The sequence below is a fragment of the Arthrobacter sp. Leaf234 genome, from assembly GCF_001422665.1.
GTDB lineage: Bacteria > Actinomycetota > Actinomycetes > Actinomycetales > Micrococcaceae > Arthrobacter_D.
Genome location: NZ_LMLU01000001.1, coordinates 595,298 through 611,195, shown reverse-complemented (window position 1 = coordinate 611,195; position 15,898 = coordinate 595,298). Strand labels below are relative to the sequence as shown.

The window sequence follows — 15,898 nt, the reverse complement described above, 5'->3', positions numbered from 1 at the left end:
TCGGCTCTTGTGCAGGGCGCAGCATCTGCCGGCTCGTCACGGACGGGGACCATACCGGCAGGCGGCCGGGTCGCTTTGCATCCGTCAGACGCGCGGCAGTGACTCCACCGGGTTGGGAACGCCGGGTCGGCCGCTCGTCTCGTCCACTGTCCCGTCGACTGTCTCGTCCACGGCTGCGGACCGGAGTTCGTCGAGGCGCACGCACACGACACCAACGACGATCAGCAGTCCGCCGAGCAGCTGCACGGCAGCGGGGAGCTCACCGAGGATGAGCCATGCCGCGACGACGGCGAACATCACCTCGGTCAGGGCCACGAAGCTCGCCACCTTCGACCCGAGGCGCCGCGCGGCGAGGATGCCCGTCACATAGGCCGCGACCGTCGCGACGAGCACGAGGACCGCCACCGGGACCAGCCAGCTGTAGGTCTGCCCGGCCAGCTGGACATCGGAGAAGACGAACCGGAAGGGCATGATGTTCGTCAGCCCGAGCACCAGGATCACGCCGGAGGCGACGACCATCCCGCCCCCGGCCATGACGATCGGCGGCAGGGACTCGTCCACCCGGGCCGACATCAGGAAGAACACCACGAGGCAGACGGCGGCCGCGAGCCCGAAGAGGATCCCGACCGGATCGAGGCGCGTGTCCCCGGCGAGGTCCAGCACGAGGAGCAGTCCCAGGATCGCCGTGACGGACCCGATGATAGTGAGTGGCCGAGGCGCCTTCCGCGAGGTCAGCCAGAGGAACCCGACGAGGAGCACGGGCGCGAGGTACTCCAGGAGCAGCGACACCCCGACGGACATGCGCTGCACGGCGTTGAAGTAGAAGAGCTGGCAGAGGGCGATCGCCGTCGCGCCGTAGATCGCGATGGTGAGGGCGTTGCCGCGCACCGTCGACCAGCGGCCGTGCAAGGCGATCAGTGCCGGGACGAGGAGCACGACGGCGGCCCCGCCGATGCGGAGGCCGACCGCAGCGCCGGGGCTCCAGCCGATCTCGAGGAGGGACTTGGCGAAGGGCCCGGAGACGCCGAACGTCGCAGCCGAGACGAGGGCTATCCAGAGGCCGGCGGCGGGTCGCAGGGTCACGTCCGCTCCCTTCGGGTCGATGATTGGTGTCAGGACTGACAAGTGGTTATGGTCGTGACATTAGAGGTGCACGCTGTCAGGAGTCAACATGTCTTTCACCTATGACACGGAGGTGGCGCTCTCCTCGGCCGCCGCGCTCATCAACACCGGGAAGGATGACGCGGATCCCCTCGCCACCCTCGAGGGCCTCGACCGGTTCCTGGCGGAGCAGCGGTTCACCGGCTCGCGCACCCATACCGATGCCGAACTCGCCTCGGTGCGGACCCTGCGCGCCGAGTTGGAGGTGATCTGGTTCGCGGAGGAGGACGACGCCGTCGCCCTGGTGAACGCGATCCTCCGCCGTGCGAAAGCGCTCCCCCAGCTCGTGCGGCACGACGAGTGGGACTGGCACCTGCACGCCACCGCACCGGAAGCCCCGCTGGAGGAGCGCATGGCGACCGAGGCGGCCATGGCCCTCGCCGACGTCATCCGCGGACACGAACTCGACCGCCTGCGATCCTGCGCGGCGGAGGACTGCGACGGCGTGGTGCTCGATCTCAGCCGCAACCGTTCGAAGCGGTTCTGCGACACCGGCAACTGCGCGAACCGCACCCACGTGAAGGCGTACCGGGCCCGGCGGGCGCGCTCCGCCTGAGCCCCGGCCCCATCTCAGTTGCATAACGATCGCCATCGGCCTTGATGTAACGCGCATCACTGGATATGTTGTCTTCGCCTACATATTGTCGACATCCCATCGACGGGGCGCTACAGCGTTGTACCAGCTCGATCCGCCCGGACAGCGGACCGCCTGCCGCCGTCAAGGCCGCACCCGGTCCGCCGACGCCCGGATCCCTTTCGAAGGCTCGACCATGACCACGATCAAGAAAGTTTCCGCCGCCCTGCTGGCCGTCGGCGTAGCAGCAGGCCTGTCGGCCTGCGCGCCCGCCGGATCCACGCCGGCCGCCGACGGCGATTCCGCCGCCACCTGCAATGTCGGTATCTCCATGCCCACCCGCAGCCTCGAGCGCTGGATCAACGACGGTGAGGGACTCAAGGAGAAGCTCGAGGCCGCGGACTGCACCGTGGATCTCCAGTACGCGGACAACAAGACGGACCAGCAGATCAGCCAGATCCAGAACCAGGTGGCCGGCGGGGCGAAGATCCTCGTCGTCGCGGCCATCGACGGACAGACCCTCGGACCCGCCCTCGAGGACGCTGCGTCCCAGGACGTCAAGGTCATCGCCTACGACCGACTGATCAACGGCACCGAGGCCGTGGACTACTACGCCACGTTCGACAACTACAAGGTGGGCCAGCTCCAGGGCCAGTTCATCGAGGAGCAGCTCGGCCTGGCCGACGGCAAGGGCCCCTTCAACCTCGAGCCCTTCGCCGGCAGCCCGGACGACAACAACGCGGCCTTCTTCTTCGCCGGCGCCTGGGACGTCCTCCTGCCTTACGTCGAGTCCGGCCAGTTGGTCGTCCCCTCCGGGAAGTCGCCGGCGGACAATGACGGCTGGAAGGCCATCGGCATCCTCGGCTGGGGCTCCGACGACGCCCAGGCCGAGATGGACAACCGCCTGCAGTCGTTCTATACCGGCGGTGACAAGGTCGACGTCGTGCTCTCGCCCAACGACAGCCTGGCGCTCGGCATCGAGGCGTCCCTGGACGCCGCCGGCTACAAGCCGGGTACGGACTGGCCGCTCATCACGGGGCAGGACGCCGACGTCGCCAACGTCAAGGCGATCCTGGCCGACCAGCAGTCGATGACCGTGTGGAAGGACACCCGCGAGCTCGGCGGCCAGGTCGAGTCGATGATCCAGGCGATCGTCGCCGGCGAGGAGGTCGAGGTCAACGACACCGAGACGTACGACAACGGCACCAAGGTGGTCCCCTCCTACCTCCTCGATCCCGTGGTCGTGGCGAAGGACGACGTCGAACCGACGCTCGTGGAGTCCGGCTTCGTGAAGGCAGCAGACATCGGTCTCTGACCACCGGGTGGCAGCACGGGGCGCGGCGACGAGCCGCGCCCCGTGCTGCCCTACAGCGAAGCGAGAACAGCATGAGCAACGTCATCCTCGAGATGAACGGCATCGTGAAGGAGTTCAACGGCATCCGGGCCCTCGACGGCGTCTCGGTGAGCGTGGAGCGCGGCGAGGTGCATGCCATCTGCGGTGAGAACGGCGCCGGGAAATCCACCCTGATGAAGGTGCTCAGCGGCGTGTACGCGCACGGCAGCTTCGATGGCACGATCACGATCGACGGCGAGCCGGTGGCGTACGGCTCCATCAACGACAGCGAGCGTGACGGCGTCGTCATCATCCATCAGGAGCTGGCGCTCAGTCCGTACCTGTCGATCGCGGAGAACATCTTCCTCGGCAACGAGGTCCAGCGGGGCGGGGTGATCGACTGGAACAGGACGAACCTGCAGGCCACCGAGCTGCTCGCACGCGTGGGCCTGCAGGAGAACGCCGCCACGAGGGTGCTCGAACTGGGCGTGGGCAAGCAGCAGCTCGTGGAGATCGCGAAGGCCCTGTCGAAGGAAGTGCGGATCCTCATCCTGGACGAGCCGACGGCGGCGCTCAACGACGACGACTCCGCCCACCTGCTGGGCCTCATCGACCAGCTGCGGAACCAGGGCATCACCTCGATCATCATCTCCCACAAGCTCAAGGAGATCCGGGCGATCGCCGACACCGTCACCGTCATCCGTGACGGACAGACGATCGAGTCCTTCCCGGTGAAGGACAGCGATGACATCGAAACCCGGATCATCCGGGCGATGGTGGGGCGCCCCCTCGACCACCAGTTCCCCCCGAGGACACCGGAGATCGGCGAGGAGAAGTTCCGGGTCGAGGACTGGTCGGTGCATCACCCCATCGACGTGGAACGCGTCGTCGTGGACCGGGCGTCCTTCCACGTCCGGGCCGGCGAGATCGTCGGTTTCGCAGGCCTGATGGGTGCGGGTCGCACGGAACTGGCCATGAGCATCTTCGGCCGGTCCTACGGGACCGGCATCTCCGGACGGGTCTACAAGGACGGCAGGGAGATCCAGACACGGACCGTGGGGGAGGCGATCCGGAACGGGATCGCCTATGTCACGGAGGACCGCAAGCGCTACGGCCTGAACCTGATTGGCAGCATCACGGTCAACGTCTCGGCGGCAGCCCTCGGCAAGCTCGCCCGGCTGGGGATCATCGACCGGAACAGGGAGTACGCCGTCGCGGACGAGTACCGCAAGCAGATGAACATCAAGACGCCGAGCGTCTCCTCCGTCGTCGGGAACCTGTCAGGCGGGAACCAGCAGAAGGTCGTGCTCAGCAAGTGGATCTATTCAGGACCGGACGTTCTCATCCTGGATGAGCCCACGCGCGGGATCGACGTCGGCGCCAAGTACGAGATCTACGGGATCATCAACGAGATGGCGGCCCAGGGGAAGGCGGTCATCGTCATCTCCAGTGAGCTGCCCGAGCTGATCGGCCTCTCGGACCGCATCTACACCATCGCGGAAGGCAAGCTCACCGGCGAGCTGGATCGCGCCCATGCCACCCAGGAGGAGCTCATGCGCTACATGACCGCCGCCAGGAACGAAGGAGCACAGGCCTCATGACCACCGCCACTCCCGAGCAGGCCACTGCTCCCGTCCCACCGCGCCCGGATCCGGTGAGGAAGAAACGGCGACGGGTCGACATGCGCCAGTACGGCATCCTCGCCGCGCTCGCCGTCATCATCGTGCTGTTCCAGGTCCTCACCGGTGGCCGTCTCCTGTACCCCGGGAACGTCAGCAACCTCATCCAGCAGAACGCCTACGTGCTCATCCTCGCGATCGGGATGGTGATCGTCATCATCGCCGGCCATATCGACCTGTCCGTAGGGTCGATCGTGGCGACCGTCGGTGCAGTGGCAGCGCTCTCGATGAACAGCTGGGGCCTGCCCTGGGGCGCGGCGGTCGCCCTGTCACTGCTCGTCGGAGCACTCATCGGTGCGTGGCAGGGGTTCTGGGTCGCCTTCGTGGGGATACCCGCCTTCATCGTGACGCTCGCCGGCATGCTCGTGTTCCGCGGCGTCGCCCTCGTGCTCCTCACGGGCGGCACCATCAGCGGCCTGCCCCGGGCCTTCAACTCCATCGGCTCCGGCACGCTCCCGTCCACCGGCAGTCCGGATCTCATCACCCTCGGCATCGGGGCCCTCGCCTCGCTCGCCCTGGTCGTCCAGCAGCTCAAGGGCCGCGCTGACCTCCGCCGCCTCAACCTCCCCCGGGAGCGGACGCTGTCCTTCGTCCTGAAGACCGCCATCGCCGTGGTCGCCATCATGTACCTCTGCTACCTGCTGGCGTACAACCGGGGCACACCGATCATCCTCATCATCCTGGCCACGCTCGTCCTCCTCTATTCGTTCCTGCTCTCGCGCACGGTGTTCGGACGACACGTCTATGCCATGGGAGGGAACCTCTACGCGGCCATGATGTCCGGCGTGAAGACGAAGTGGGTCAACTTCTTCATCTTCGTGAACATGGGTTTCCTCGCCGGTCTCGCCGGGGTGGTCAGCACCGCCCGCGCAGGCAGCGCCGTCGCCTCCGCGGGCGGCAGCTTCGAGCTCGACGCGATCGCGGCGGTCTTCATCGGCGGCGCCGCTGTCCAGGGTGGAGTCGGGACGGTGATCGGTGCCGTGATCGGTGGCCTGGTGATGGGCGTCCTCAACCAGGGACTGTCGATCCTCTCGGTGGACGCAGCCTGGCAGCAGGTCATCAAGGGCCTCGTCCTCCTGCTCGCGGTGGCGTTCGACGTGTACAGCAAGCGCAGGACCGGTCGCTGAGCCCGCCCAGCGGTTCCATGATCGACGACGTCCTTCCTGGGCGTCCTGCCTCGGGCGGAGACGGGCGGTGGCCCGTCCCCGCCCGAGGCATGAGCCCGAGCACCGTCGACCGCGTGCGGGAGCGGGTCAGCCGGTCGTGCGCGGCCCCGCGTCAGGCGGCGCGTCCTCCCTCGATTCCGACGGCGGCACCACGGCGTCGACGCCCTCACCCGGGAAGCCGTCCTCGGAGTACCCGCCGTCGGCGAACCCCGGCCGGCCCGTGAAGACCTGCCCGGTCGTGGCCGGCATCGGCGTGTAGCTGCCGGCAGACCTGAGATGACCCGGTCCCGCGGGGAACGGTGCCGCGGGGAACGATGGATCGGGATACGATCCTCCGGGTCCGGGGTCACCCTCCCCGCCGGGCCCGCCGCTGCCGAGCAGGCTCCTCGTCAGGGCGGCTCCGTCCGACATGAGTTCCTCGACCGCGGCGAGGAGGTGCCCGTCCGTGACGGGACCTCCCTGCAGGGCAGCCGCGAGGACAGTCCTGCGGACGAGCTCGCGGGTGAAGGACGCCGTCGTACCCTCGGTCCGGCCGGCTGCCACCCCGATCCCCGCCCCCGTCAGCGGCAGTCCGGCCGCGTACAGGCGCAGCAGCGCCGCCCGTTCGGTCTCGGCAGGCAGGGGTACCTCGACCGCGAGGTCCACGCGGCCCGGCCGCTGGGCGAGCGCCCGCTCGAGCATGTCCACACGGTTGGTGGTGAGGACGAAGGTGACGTCGGCGTCGGCGTCGAGCCCGTCCATGGCATCGAGGACCTCGAAGAGCAGGGGCTGCGGCCCGTGGCCGAAACTGCGGTCCTCGGCGATGAGGTCGCAGTCCTCGAGCACCACGATCGAAGGCTGCAGCGCGCGCGCCATCCTCGCGGCCTCGCCCACGTGGGCGAGCGTGCCACCGGACAGGAGGATCGCCGTCGTCCCCTCGCTCGCGCCGAGCAGGAAGCGGACCGTGTGGGTCTTGCCCGTCCCGGGCGGTCCGTAGAGCAGGATCCCCCGCTTGAGATGCTGGCCCGCGGCCACGAGCGCCTCCCGATGGGCGGCGATGCCCAGCGCATGTTCCGTGACCCTGGCCAGCAGGCCTTCGGGCAGGATGACGTCCGCTGCGGTGATCCGGGGCCGGTGGTGGAAGGTGACGCCGGCGGTCTGCTGGCCGAAGTCGTCCCCTGCGAGCGAGAGGACCTGGCCCTTCAGGACGCTCTCGGTCTGCATGCGCCGGCGGAACTCCGCGAGGAGCGCGGCCGTCACACCCGGCTCCGCGCAGAGCACCTCGAGCGTGGCCGTCTGGCGGCCGAAGCGCGGCTCCGCCCTGCGCTGGAGGAGGGCGACGGCGACGCCCCCACGCTCGAAGAGCCGGAGTCCGAAGGCCACGGTCTGGCGCTGCTCGTCCGGGCCGATCGGGAGGTTCGCGTAGTCCGGCTGGGCGAGGGGGAAGTTCGGGTACATCTGGGACTGCTGGAGCATGTCGCTGAGCGACATGTGGTTGCGCTGGTCCCCGCCCCCGATGCCCACGAGGCGCGCGTCCCCGCCCACGAGGCCGGTGAGGACGATGTCCGCATCCACGAACCGGTGCGCACTGACGTCCTCGAGGACCACGGCCACGCCACCGGCGTCCGTGCCGAGATGGGCCGTCAGCGTGTCCAGCAGTTCCCTCCCGCGCGCCGACTGCGGCTGGGCCTCCTGGACCAGGCGCACCATGGTGCCGAAGTCCGTGACGAACCGCGCTGTGTCATCCCCCATGGGGGGAGGTTAGCAGCGCCGTCAAGGGGCGGTGCCGGCACTGGCCGGAGCTAGGTGTCCTGTCGGGGGAGCCGTTCGCCGTACCGGGGTTCGCCGTCCGGCTCCGGGGCGGTGGCGGGACGGGCCGCGCCCGGCTTCGGGTCCGGCTTCGCGGAGGAACGGTTGACGCCCGAGCCCTTGCTGAGGTGCTCGGCGTTCGGCGTCTCGGCCATCATGAGCATGGCGCAGATGACCAGCGAGGCGATGAACGCGATACCGGCCGCGGTGAAACCGAGATCCACCCGCAGCACCCTGGTCCCGCCGCCGGTAGCGAAGATCGACGTCGCCGTCCCGGCCACCACGGCCAGCACGGCGGAGAACACGAGCGGAGCCTTGATGCCGTGGCGGAACCGCCCCTGCGTGGGTTTCCCCGGTCGGCGCTTGGCCACGGGCACTCCTTCCGGTGATGCGTTGTCTTCTACGAGCCGTAGAGCTTCTAGTTTACGGGGTCCGCTCCGCCGTGGGCGCCCGAAGTGCCCGGTGCGCTCAGCGCTGAATCGTGCCGGTAGCTGAGGGCCGCGATCGCGAGGACGACGGCGGAGAGCAGCGCCCCTCCCCCGGTCACGCCGAGGAGGGCATGGGCGCCCAGTCGCTCGACGAACGGCAGGAGGGCACCGGTGGCGACGGACACGATGCCGACGATCACGAGGTCCCGGGCTGCGGCATGGCTTCCGAGGCCGAGACCGCGGATCAGTTCCGCGAGCCCTGCGACCACGAGGGCGACCGCCCCGGCGAAGGCGAAGGTGCGATCATCGACGAACGCGATGCTCGCGATCCCGGCGCCCAGCAGCAGCCCCCCGCCGATGTCCGTCAGGAGGGACGTTGAGCCCCAGTGCGCCTGGCGGTGCGTCCACAGGTATACGGCGCCGCCGAGCAGGAGGTAGAGGCCTCCGGCAATGGCCATGACGAGTGTGGACGGCTCGCGCCAGAAGATGGTGACGAGCCCGAACACGGCGCCGACCACGGCGCGCGCGAGGAACGGCTTCCACGCGGTCGGCGCAGCTGTGTCGGGGCCGAGACCGGAGGCGGTCGGTGCAGCAGCCATCAGGGGCCTCTCGGGAGGAGAACGGTGGCCGGGCGGTCTCCGGCCAGTCCAGTTTAGTCCTGCCGGCGGCGCCCCTCACCGCCGGTGTCGGAGCCCTGTCGAGGCGGGATCCGCATGCTTCAAGGGTGACCTTCCACGATCGCCCATCCCCGGCGTGAACGCGATCCGTCGCTCACCACCCTGTGATCGGCGCTGTATCGCCCGACAGGTGATGCCTCGACACCTCACCTCCACCGAAGGCGACGTGGCTCCCGGCCCGGAATCAGACGTCGATCAATCCGCTCTGCACGGCGAGCACCGCCAGATCGACGCGGCTGAAGGCCTTCATGGTCTTCATGATCCGGTTGAGATCGGCTTTGACCGTGGCAACACTGACATGAAGGTGCTGTGCAATGTCCGAATTCGTGCGCCCACGCGCGAGTTCCCGGAGGATGACGGACTCCCTGATCGACAGGGCGCCAAGCCGGGTGAGCACGTCCGCGCTGATCGCAGGATGGCCATCGGTCCGTGCTACCTCGACGCCGCACGACGTGACATGTCCACCATGACGAACGACCCGAAGGATGGGTCCGATGTCCTGCAGATAGTCACCGCCCCGGATCAGGACGCCCTCGAGTCGCGGTCGCACCGTCAGGTGGAGTGTGTCGGCAAGCCGTTCGTCCGCGAGCACGACGATCTTCAGCGATTCATGGCGCCCTCGAGCGGCCGGCACGATCGACTGCACCTCCGATTCGCTGCCGGCGTTGAGCAGGAGGATGTCCGGCTGCTCGGCGTCGAGGGCAGACAGCGTGACCTGCTCGTCCTCACTGACTCCGGTGACGCTGATGAACGAGCAGGGCTTCAGCAATTGCCTCAGACCTGCAATGGTCAGGACGTCCCTCGACGCCAGATGAACCCCTACTCGCCGCTGAGACCGGACCGACGCACGCATAATCCCCACCCACCCCCAAATGGCCGCCGCTGGCCACGCGTCTAGTCTGTCTGACTACTTGGCTATGTGCCACCAAATACTTGGTCCCTTCTTGGCCTTCGAGCCAGAAAAGTCTGGTCGACCGGCCATGGTGCTTCATGGAGCGCGTGGTGTGCCATGAGAGGTAGGACGCGGTCTCAGGAAATTCTCAGGTTCACCGGTGTTCTACACGCTCGCTTCACTCAGGAATGCACGTCTAAAGGGGAAACATCGCAATGTCTCAGAACACCCGACTTCTTGCCGCTGGCTCGACCGCCGCTCTCGTAGCCGGCGGTCTTTTCTTCACCGCCGCCCCGGCTTCGGCCGCACCGAACTCCGCAGAGTGCCTCGCGGCCCAGGACCTGTTCCGCGCGGCACTGGACAACGCCGCCGCAGATGACGATCTGTCGATAGAACTGGGAGCAGCCCTCGAGGCCGTCCTCGTCGCGCTGGCCGAGCGCGACGCCCTTGTCGCAGCCGTACCCGGAGACACGGAAGCTGCCCAGGAGGCACTGGACGCGGCCCTGATCGTGCTGGCCGACGCACAAGCAGATGTCGAGGCCGCCCAGATCGTCCTCGACGAAGCCGAGGCAACGCAGGAGCCCCTGGACCAGGCCGTTGTCGACGCCCAGCTCGAACTGGATGTCGCGCTCCAGGCCCTGGCCGACGCCCAGGCAGAGGTGGACGCCGCAACCCAGGCCCTTGCGGACGCAGAGGCACTCCTCGTGCAGCTGCAGGCCGACGTCGACGCCGCGCAGGATGCCGTGGATGCCGCGATCCTCGTGCTGGTCGATCTGAACGCCGACGTCGACGAAGCCCAGGACGCCCTCGACGCAGCCGTGGCTGCTCAGGTCGGCCTCGACCTGGCCGTCGATGCAGCACAGGACGAGCTGGACCTGGCCCTCGAAGCGCAGATTCCGCTCAATGAGGCCGCGGACGCAGCGGAACTGGAACTGAACGGAGCACTGACGGTTCAGACCGCTCTCGAGGCCGCTGTGACGGACGCCGAGGGCGACCTCGCTCTTGCGGCCGCAGCGCAGCTCGAACTGGACGCAGCCGCAGATGCTGCCGAAGCGAACGTCGCGTCCGCCGTCGCAGCGCAGCTCGACCTCGAGGCCGCCGTCGACACGGCTGCCGATGACCTCGCCGATGCGAACGCAGCCCTCCCTGTCCTGCAGGGCGACATCGACGCCCTGACCCTTTCCCTGGGCGTCGCCGTGGAGGCCTTGCCGGCCCTGCAGACGGCAGTCGATACAGCAGCTGTCACCTTCAACGCAGGTGGCGCCGCCGTCGTTGATCTGCAGGCGGACGTCAGTCTCGCCACGACGGTCCGTGACGATGCCGTCGCGGTGCAGGCCGGCATCATCGCCGCCGCCCAGGCGGAAGTGAATACTGCAGCGACGAACGCCGCCGCTACGCAGGCGATCGTCGTCACCGCGCAGGCGAACCTTGCGGCAGCGATCGCCACCGACCCCCAGGATGCAACCGCCATCGCAGCAGCGTCTGCAGCATTGCAGGTCGCGAACACGAACAACGCCACGGCGCAGGGGCTCCTGGTCACCGCGCAGGCGAATCTCGCCGCGGCGTCGATTCCGTCGCCGGCAGTCGTTGCCGCGGAAGCCAATCTGGCGGCTCTCACTGTCGAGCTGGCAGCAGCCCAGACTGCCCTCGCCGGCCTTCAGGCTGCACTGACGGTTGCGGTCAACGCCGACAATGCGGGAGAAGCACTCGCTGCTTCCCTGCAGGTCGACCTGAACCTGGCGATCGGCGCCCTTGCCGAGGGGCAGCAAGCAGTCATCGACGCCGAGGCAGCCCTGGTGGAAGCCCAGACCGCCGCGGCCGCCAACGCCCAGGTGATCCTCGACCTCGGCGTCCTCCTCGAGCAGGCCGAAAGCAACCAGGCCGCCGGTCTGCTCGTCCTCGCCGACCTGGAGGATGCCCTCGCGGACGCCGAATCGGACGCGACGGCAAATGCTGCCATCATCGCCGAACTGCGGGTCCTCCTCGCCGACGCCGAGGCCGACCAGGCGGCCGGCGCGGCGATCATCGTGGGGCTGCAACTCACACTGGACGAGGCCGAAGGGGCGGCGTCGACGAACGAGGCGCTCGCCGTCAGCCTCGGCGTCATCCTCGATGCCGCCACCGATGCCCGGGACGCGGCCGAGCTCGAGCTCGAGAGGTTGGAGGACGTCCTCAACGCGGCGCTCGAGGCACAGGCGGACGCGGAAGCCACGATCGACCTCGACGCGCTGCAGGAGGACATCGACGCGGCTCTCGCCGATCAGGCGGAGCTCGAGGCAGGCATCGACCTCGATGCCCTTCGGGCAACCCTCGCCGCAGCCGTCACAGCAGCAGCCGAGGGCCAGGTCGACGTCGACGCAGCGCAGGCCGACGTCGACGCAGCCCTCGCTGCGCTCGCCGCCGCCGAGGACGGCGTCGAGGAAGCACGGGCTGCGCTGGCAGCAGCAGCGAACCTCGAAGCGATCATCGCTGCGAACGTCCGGCTGGAGCTGGCGATCGCCGCCGCGAACGAGATCCGCATCGACGCCGACGCCATCACCACGGACTTCGAAGCCATCGAGGATCTCTTCGACGCAGCGGTCATCGCCTGCTCCGGAGATACGACCGTCATCATCGACATCGACATCGACGGCGACGGCAATGTGGGCATCATCGTTGATGGTGTCAGTGGAGGAGGGACCGGCGGCGTCGTGACCGGCGGTACCGGCGGAGGCAAGGGCGCGGCCAACACCGGCAGCAACCGCGGCATGAATGTGCAGACCGCCACGGTGGAAAGCACTCCTGACAGCGGGTTGCCGCTCGGCGGAATGCTCGCGGCGGGCTTCGGCCTTCTGGCCGCAGCCGGTGTCTGGGCTCGTCGCTCACTGACGACGAACGACTAGCAGGGCGTGCCCTCGCCTTCGAGGGCACCTGAGGAGTGAACTCCCGGCCCCGTTCCGCAGCCCACGCTGCAGAACGGGGCCGGTTGCTCGAGTCCTGACGTCAGGACTCCCTGCGTCCCACCATCTCCCGGATCCACACGGGCGCGAACGGGGACGTGCAGTTCGGCGGCGTCGGGTAGTCCTTGAGGACCTCCAACCGCTCGCCGATGTCCAGTGCACGAGCCCGACGGTCGGCGTCCTCGATGCCGATGAAGGCCAGGGTGTGGTTCATGGCCCACTGCAGTCGCTCCGGCGCCGTCTTCATCTCCGCCTCGACGGTGTCGAGCAACGCGTCCAGGATCAGCCCCTCGGGGTCTTTAGCCACACGGTCCGACGTGAGCGCCCAGCCCGCCGAGGCCACCACCGGGTCCGCGTCCGCCAGCCAACGGACCCTCAGCTCCTCCGCGTGACGGCCCTTCTTCACCACGTAGTTCACGAGCCAGTCGTGCACCTTGGGCGAGCGCGCCTCCCGTAGCATCGCGTCCAGGTCCTCAGCCCCGAAGTCCCTCGGCCGGCAGATCAGCAGGGCGAGGAGTTGCGCGGCGGTGTCGTCCGCCGCCCACAGGCTGGGCGCCAGGTCCTGCTGGGTCTTCAACCGTCTGGCCAGTGCCCGGAGCGCGCCGAGGTTCACCCCGTGGTCGTCGCCGTGCCTCTCGTTGACCGCACGCATGCGCGGATCCTCGAGTGCGGCGAGTTCGGCGAGTACCTCGTCGACCGTCATCGGTTCCTTCCCTCCACGCTCTCGCCCGCCCGGGTGGCGCACCCCCGGCCGGGCCTACTGTGCCGCGGAGGTGGGCAACGTCAGGATCTCCGCGCCGGTCTCCGTGATCGCGATCGTATGCTCACTGTGCGCCGTCCGGCTACCCGTTGCACTGCGGAGGGTCCAGCCGTCCGGATCGGTCACGAGCGTCGCGGTGTCCGCCATGATCCATGGTTCCAGGGCGAGCAGCAGGCCCGGCCGCAGCGTGTAGCCGCGTCCCGGGCGCCCCGTGTTCGTGATGTGCGGATCCTGGTGCATCGTGGAGCCGATGCCGTGCCCGCCGAAATCGGTGTTGATCGGATAGCCGGCAGCGCTCAGGACCGACCCGATGGCGTGTGAGAGGTCCCCGATGCGGGCGCCGGGACGCGCCGCGGCGATGCCCGCGCGGAGGGCACGCTCGGTCGTCGCGATCATCTCGGCATCCTTCGGGGACGGCGCCTGCCCGACGGTGAAGCTGATGGCCGAGTCCGCTGCGATCCCGCCCTTGAGGACGGCGAGGTCCAGCGTCAGCAGATCACCGTCCGCCAGCGCGTAGTCGTGCGGCAGTCCGTGCAGCACGGCGTCGTTCACCGCGGTGCAGATGTAGTGGCCGAACGGTCCCCGCCCGAAGGACGGGGCGTAGTCGACGTAGCAGGACTGGGCGCCGGCGGCCACGATCATCTCCTGCGCCCACCGGTCGATCTGCAACAGGTTCGTCCCGACCACGGCGCGCTGCCGCAGCGACTGCAGGATGTCGGCGACGAGCCTGCCCGTCACGCGCGCCCGGTCCAGTTCGGCGGGTGTCAGGATCTCGATCATGGGGTGCCTTCCGACTGCTTCCAATAACTATCCCGGTAATACTATCCCGGGCTATCATCGGGGGCATGGTCAGATTGCCACTCACGCCCGCCGACGTCGAACGCGGCCAGCGCCTCGGCGCCCTCCTGCGTGCTGCCCGCGGGGAGCGGTCCGTGCTGGAGACAGCCCACGACGCGGGCGTCTCGCCGGAGACGCTCCGGAAGATCGAATCGGGCCGCGTCGCGACGCCGGCCTTCCCCACGATCGCAGCCGTCGCCGTCGTCGTCGGGCTGTCCCTCGACGCCGTGTGGGCGGAGATCAGTGCGGCCGGTCCCTGCACGGTGGCGCCCCGAGGCGATCGGGCTCGGGAGCCCCTGGCCTCCTGAGCGCTACGCGGTCCCGCCGCGTGTGGCACCCGTGACCATCCAGCGGTCGTCCCGTACGCGCCAGCCGAGGGTCGCGGCCCGCGCCAGCATGTAGCCGACGCCGAAGGCGAGCCACAACCAGACGATCCCGGTTCCACCGGTGAGGTCGGCCCGGGCCACGAGGACCAGCAGCGGCACGTAAACCACGAGGTTCACGACGCCCGCGAGCGCGAGGTAGCGGGCATCCCCCGCACCGATGAGGACGCCGTCGAGCACGAACACGAAGCCGCAGACGGGCTGCGACGCGGCGAGGACCCAGAGCCCGGCCGCGAAGGCGGCCTGCACGGCGGGATCGGTGGTGAAGATCCAGCCGACGAAAGGCGCGACGGCGGCGAGCAGCGCACCGGTGACGACGCCGAAGCCCACGCCCCAGACGAGCATGCGCCGCGTCAGGGCACGGGCGAGGGGTGCATTCCCGGATCCGAGTTCCTTGCCGATCAGCGCCTGTGCGGCGATGGCCAGGGCGTCGAGGGCGAAGGCCAGGAACGTGAAGACCGTCATGACCAGCTGGTGGGACGCGAGACTCAACGGACCCTGCGCGGTCGCGACGAAGACCGTGGCCAGGATGGCCGCGCGCAAAGAGAGCGTGCGGAGCATGAGCCAGGAGCCCACGCTCGCGGTTCCACGGATGCCGCGCAGCGTGGGGCGGAGCGTCACCTGCTCCCGCCGCGTGGACCGGACGATCATCACCAGGTACACCGCGGCCATGCCCCACTGGGCCAGGCTCGTCCCGAGCGCCGAACCCGCCACCGACATCCCGGCGCCGTACACCAGCAGGTAGTTGAGCACGATGTTGGCGCCGAACCCCGCGCCGGCCACCACGAGCGGGGTCCGCGTGTCCTGCAGCCCGCGCAGCACGCCGGTCGCGGCGAGCACCACGAGCATGGCGGTGAGGCCCGGCATGGACCAGCGGAGGTAGTCGACGGCGAAGACGTGGACGGCACCCTCGGCGCCCAGCAGGGACGCGAGCTGCGGCGCCGTGGCCCAGCCGGCTGCGGACAGCACCACACCGAGGAGCACCGCGAGCCCCACGCCGTCTCGCCCCGCTGCCAGCGCCTCGGGCAGCCGACCGGCGCCGAGGAGGCGGGCGACGGCGGGCGTGGTCGAGTAGGCGAGGAACACCATCAGCCCGACGGCGGTCTGCAGCACGGTGGAGGCGAGCCCGACGCCGGCGAGCTCGTCCACGCCGAGGTGGCCGACGATCGCCGAGTCGGCGAGCAGGAACAGCGGCTCCGCGATGAGGGCCCCGAGGGCGGGTACCGCGAGGCGGAGGATACTGCGGCTGAGCCGGCGGTTGCTGGGCAGGGTCTCGTGCAC

The 15,898-nt window shown here is 69.1% G+C and carries 14 protein-coding genes; 6 read left to right on the top strand and 8 right to left on the bottom strand.

The window, feature by feature from the left end:
- Positions 1-84 precede the first annotated feature (84 nt).
- Complete coding sequence (locus ASF21_RS02830) at positions 85-1,083, bottom strand: EamA family transporter (RefSeq protein WP_082471186.1); 999 nt, start codon at positions 1,081-1,083, stop codon at positions 85-87.
- An 88-nt stretch (positions 1,084-1,171) separates the two neighbouring features.
- Between ASF21_RS02830 and ASF21_RS02825 the strand changes: the two genes are divergently transcribed.
- The 4 genes from ASF21_RS02825 (at position 1,172) to mmsB (ending at position 5,874) form a co-directional block, all read left to right on the top strand.
- The gene (locus tag ASF21_RS02825) at positions 1,172-1,717 is read left to right on the top strand and encodes a CGNR zinc finger domain-containing protein (RefSeq protein WP_055766498.1); all 546 of its coding nucleotides are present in this window, start codon (positions 1,172-1,174) and stop codon (positions 1,715-1,717) included.
- Between the two features lie 214 nt (positions 1,718-1,931).
- Positions 1,932-3,050 (top strand): multiple monosaccharide ABC transporter substrate-binding protein, encoded by a 1,119-nt coding sequence (gene chvE, locus ASF21_RS02820; RefSeq protein ID WP_055766495.1) that lies wholly within the window; start codon positions 1,932-1,934, stop codon positions 3,048-3,050.
- A gap of 71 nt (positions 3,051-3,121) precedes the next feature.
- Positions 3,122-4,669, top strand: a complete 1,548-nt coding sequence (gene mmsA / locus ASF21_RS02815) for a multiple monosaccharide ABC transporter ATP-binding protein (RefSeq protein WP_055766492.1) — start codon at positions 3,122-3,124, stop codon at positions 4,667-4,669.
- Positions 4,666-5,874, top strand: a complete 1,209-nt coding sequence (gene mmsB, locus ASF21_RS02810) for a multiple monosaccharide ABC transporter permease (RefSeq protein WP_055766489.1) — start codon at positions 4,666-4,668, stop codon at positions 5,872-5,874. Before mmsA ends, mmsB begins: the two co-directional genes overlap by 4 nt.
- Before the next feature lie 126 nt (positions 5,875-6,000).
- Here the strand turns inward: mmsB and ASF21_RS02805 are convergent, their stop codons facing one another.
- The 4 genes from ASF21_RS02805 to ASF21_RS02790 form a co-directional block, all read right to left on the bottom strand.
- The gene (locus ASF21_RS02805) at positions 6,001-7,644 is read right to left on the bottom strand and encodes an AAA family ATPase (protein WP_082471185.1); all 1,644 of its coding nucleotides are present in this window, start codon (positions 7,642-7,644) and stop codon (positions 6,001-6,003) included.
- 50 nt (positions 7,645-7,694) lie between these two features.
- Positions 7,695-8,072 carry a hypothetical protein gene (locus ASF21_RS02800; protein ID WP_082471184.1) on the bottom strand — a complete coding sequence of 126 codons (378 nt, stop codon included), beginning with the start codon at positions 8,070-8,072 and terminating at the stop codon, positions 7,695-7,697.
- A 47-nt stretch (positions 8,073-8,119) separates the two neighbouring features.
- Positions 8,120-8,728, bottom strand: a complete 609-nt coding sequence (locus ASF21_RS02795; protein ID WP_055766483.1) for a hypothetical protein — start codon at positions 8,726-8,728, stop codon at positions 8,120-8,122.
- A gap of 262 nt (positions 8,729-8,990) precedes the next feature.
- A complete protein-coding gene (locus tag ASF21_RS02790; protein ID WP_055766480.1) occupies positions 8,991-9,575 on the bottom strand; it encodes a helix-turn-helix transcriptional regulator in 585 nt (194 codons plus the stop codon).
- Positions 9,576-9,913: 338 nt separating this feature from the next.
- Here ASF21_RS02790 and ASF21_RS02785 point away from each other — a divergent pair, with 338 nt between their 5' ends.
- Complete coding sequence (locus ASF21_RS02785) at positions 9,914-12,580, top strand: hypothetical protein (RefSeq protein ID WP_055766477.1); 2,667 nt, start codon at positions 9,914-9,916, stop codon at positions 12,578-12,580.
- A 100-nt stretch (positions 12,581-12,680) separates the two neighbouring features.
- Here ASF21_RS02785 and ASF21_RS02780 read toward each other — a convergent pair whose 3' ends face one another.
- Together ASF21_RS02780 and map are read right to left on the bottom strand one after the other, a co-directional pair.
- Positions 12,681-13,340: a DNA alkylation repair protein gene (locus tag ASF21_RS02780; RefSeq protein ID WP_055766472.1), complete on the bottom strand. Its 660-nt coding sequence runs from the start codon at positions 13,338-13,340 to the stop codon at positions 12,681-12,683.
- 54 nt (positions 13,341-13,394) lie between these two features.
- Positions 13,395-14,177 (bottom strand): type I methionyl aminopeptidase, encoded by a 783-nt coding sequence (gene map, locus ASF21_RS02775; protein ID WP_055766469.1) that lies wholly within the window; start codon positions 14,175-14,177, stop codon positions 13,395-13,397.
- Between the two features lie 65 nt (positions 14,178-14,242).
- Between map and ASF21_RS02770 the strand changes: the two genes are divergently transcribed.
- The gene (locus tag ASF21_RS02770; RefSeq protein WP_055766466.1) at positions 14,243-14,542 is read left to right on the top strand and encodes a helix-turn-helix domain-containing protein; all 300 of its coding nucleotides are present in this window, start codon (positions 14,243-14,245) and stop codon (positions 14,540-14,542) included.
- A 3-nt stretch (positions 14,543-14,545) separates the two neighbouring features.
- On the opposite strand, the gene ASF21_RS02765 is transcribed toward ASF21_RS02770, so the two are convergent.
- Positions 14,546-15,898, bottom strand: coding sequence for an MATE family efflux transporter (locus tag ASF21_RS02765; RefSeq protein WP_055766464.1), 1,353 nt, complete (start codon positions 15,896-15,898; stop codon positions 14,546-14,548).